Here is a 3,139-nt window from a genome sequence, read left to right on the forward strand (position 1 = left end):
GTTTTGTGTACGCCACAAATCTCCTGTGGGAGCGAGCCTGCTCGCGATGGGGCCGCATGACTTATACAAATCCTCCCCGTTGATACAAATCAAGATGCCCTGCCGCGCCCTCCCCTAGACTCGCCACACTGCCAGCCTATCCGGGGGGAATGCCCGCATGCTCGACGCCATTCGTTGGGACACCGATTTGATCCGCCGCTATGACCTGGCGGGGCCGCGCTACACCTCGTACCCGACGGCCGTGCAATTCAACAGTCAGGTCGGCACCTTCGACCTGTTCCACGCCCTGCGCGACAGCCGCAAGGCGCTGCGCCCATTGTCGCTGTACGTGCACGTGCCGTTCTGCGCGAACATCTGCTACTACTGCGCCTGCAACAAGGTCATCACCAAGGATCGCGGCCGCGCCCTGCCGTACCTGCAACGGCTCGAGCAGGAAATCCAGCTGATCGCCTGCCACCTCGACCCGGCGCAGAAAGTCGAGCAAATGCACTTCGGCGGCGGCACTCCGACCTTTCTCAGCCACGATGAATTGCGGCAACTGATGGCGCACCTGCGCAAGCATTTCAATCTGCTGGATGACGACTCCGGCGATTACGGCATCGAAATCGACCCACGCGAAGCCGACTGGTCGACCATGGGCCTGCTGCGCGAACTGGGTTTCAACCGGGTCAGCATCGGTCTCCAAGATCTCGACCCGGCGGTGCAACGGGCGGTCAATCGCCTGCAAAGCCTGGAAGAAACCCGCGCGGTGATTGACGCCGCACGCACCCTGCAATTTCGCTCGATCAACATCGACCTGATCTACGGTCTGCCCAAACAGACCCCGGACAACTTCGCCCGCACCGTCGAGGAAGTCATCAGCCTGCAACCGGACCGGCTCTCGGTGTTCAACTATGCGCACCTGCCGGAACGCTTCATGCCGCAGCGGCGGATCAACGGCAACGAACTGCCGAGCCCGACGCAGAAACTGGAGATGCTGCAACGCACCATCGAACAACTGACCGCCGCCGGCTACCGCTACATCGGCATGGATCACTTCGCCCTGCCCGACGATGAGCTGGCGATTGCCCAGGAAGAATCGACCCTGCAACGCAACTTCCAGGGCTACACCACCCACGGGCACTGTGACCTGATCGGCCTGGGCGTATCGGCCATCAGCCAGATCGGCGATCTGTACTGCCAGAACAGCAGCGACCTCAATCAATACCAGAACACCCTCGCCGGCGCGCAACTGGCCACCAGTCGTGGCCTGGTATGCAACGCCGACGATCGCCTGCGCCGCGCGGTGATTCAGCAACTGATCTGCAATTTCAGCCTGGATTTCGCCGAAATCGAGCGCACGTTCAACATCGATTTTCAGGGCTACTTCGGCGCGCTCTGGCCACAGCTGCAAGGCATGGCCAAGGATGGGCTGATTGAGCTGGATCGCGAACGAATCAACGTGCTACCGGCCGGGCGGCTGCTGGTGCGTTCGGTGTGCATGGTGTTCGACGCGTATCTGGAACAGCAGAACCGTCAGCGTTTTTCCCGGGTGATCTGAAGCGTCATCAATTGCGTGCACACCATGAAGCCGTTTCCTTGCAGGTCAACCCATCACAACAGGTCAGTGCTTTGCTCTGCGGCTTTTTGCCCGCGGGGCAATCTCGCCACAGGCTGGCCTGAATGTCCTCCCCTGGGTTACCCTTACGGCTTATGTGTGTTTTCCCACAAGGATTTAAGAAATGTCCGAGCCAGTTAAACTGCGCGCTCACAACCAGGCTAATTGCAAGGATTGCAGCCTGGCCCCTCTCTGCCTGCCACTTTCGCTGAATCTGGAAGACATGGATGCGCTGGACGAAATCGTTAAACGTGGCCGCCCGTTGAAAAAGGGTGAGTTCCTGTTCCGCCAGGGCGACACCTTCGATTCCGTTTATGCAGTACGCTCCGGCGCCCTGAAGACCTTCAGCCTGAGCGATACCGGTGAAGAACAACTCACGGGCTTCCACCTGCCGAGCGAACTGGTCGGGCTCTCCGGCATGGACACCGAGAAACACCCGGTTTCCGCCCAGGCGCTGGAAACCACCTCGGTCTGCGAGATTCCGTTCGAACGCCTCGACGAGCTGGCCCTGCAATTGCCGCAGCTGCGCCGTCAGTTGATGCGAGTGATGAGCCGGGAAATCCGCGACGACCAGCAAATGATGTTGCTGCTGTCGAAGAAAACCGCCGACGAGCGCATCGCCACGTTCCTGGTCAACCTGTCGGCCCGCTTCCGCGCTCGCGGTTTCTCGGCCAATCAGTTCCGCCTGAGCATGTCGCGCAATGAAATCGGCAACTATCTGGGGTTGGCGGTGGAAACCGTGTCCCGGGTCTTCACCCGCTTCCAGCAGAACGAACTGATCGCCGCCGAGGGCAAGGAAATCCACATTCTCGACCCGATCCAGCTCTGCGCCCTGGCTGGCGGCTCGCTCGAAGTCTGATCTCTACCCGCGGCCGAGCGTATCGTTTCAGCCGCGGGTATACTGCGCCGTTTGCAGCCCTGCCAGGACACCTCGACGATGGTCTTCGACTCCTTCGACATCAAATCCCTGATCCGCCCTGTGATCGATTTCCCGAAACCGGGCGTGATCTTTCGCGACATCACCCCGCTGTTCCAGTCGCCCAAGGCCCTGCGCCTGGTGATGGACAGCTTCGCCCACCGCTACGTGGAAGCCGACTTCACCCACATCGGCGCGATGGATGCCCGTGGTTTCCTGATCGGTTCGGTGCTGGCCTATCAGTTGAACAAGCCGCTGGTGCTGTTCCGCAAACAAGGCAAGCTGCCGGCGGACGTACTGGCTGAAGGCTACGCGACCGAGTACGGCGAAGCGTTCCTCGAAGTGCACGCCGACAGCCTGTGCGAAGGCGATTCGGTGGTGATGTTCGATGACCTGATCGCCACCGGCGGAACACTGATCGCAGCGGCCAACCTGATCCGTCGAATGGGCGCCCGCGTTCATGAAGCGGCGGCGATCATTGATCTGCCGGAGCTGGGTGGCTCGCAGCGTCTGGAAGACATCGGAATTCCTACGTTCTGCCTGACGCAGTTTGCGTTGACCGACAAGTAAACGGCGCCTGCCATTACGCCTTCGCGAGCAAGCCCGCTCCCACATTTGACCGCATT

Annotated in this window: 3 protein-coding genes; all 3 read left to right on the plus strand. The window is 60.6% G+C overall.

The window, feature by feature from the left end; genetic code table 11:
* Positions 1–157 precede the first annotated feature (157 nt).
* Positions 158–1,540, plus strand: a complete 1,383-nt coding sequence (gene hemN / locus ACW9HX_RS28925; protein WP_457383194.1) for an oxygen-independent coproporphyrinogen III oxidase — start codon at positions 158–160, stop codon at positions 1,538–1,540.
* A gap of 181 nt (positions 1,541–1,721) precedes the next feature.
* Positions 1,722–2,456, plus strand: a complete 735-nt coding sequence (gene fnr, locus ACW9HX_RS28930) for a fumarate/nitrate reduction transcriptional regulator Fnr (protein WP_007951654.1) — start codon at positions 1,722–1,724, stop codon at positions 2,454–2,456.
* Between the two features lie 78 nt (positions 2,457–2,534).
* A complete protein-coding gene (locus ACW9HX_RS28935; protein ID WP_457383195.1) occupies positions 2,535–3,083 on the plus strand; it encodes an adenine phosphoribosyltransferase in 549 nt (182 codons plus the stop codon).
* Positions 3,084–3,139 lie beyond the last annotated feature (56 nt).

The sequence above is a fragment of the Pseudomonas sp. SDO52101_S400 genome, from assembly GCF_054071635.1.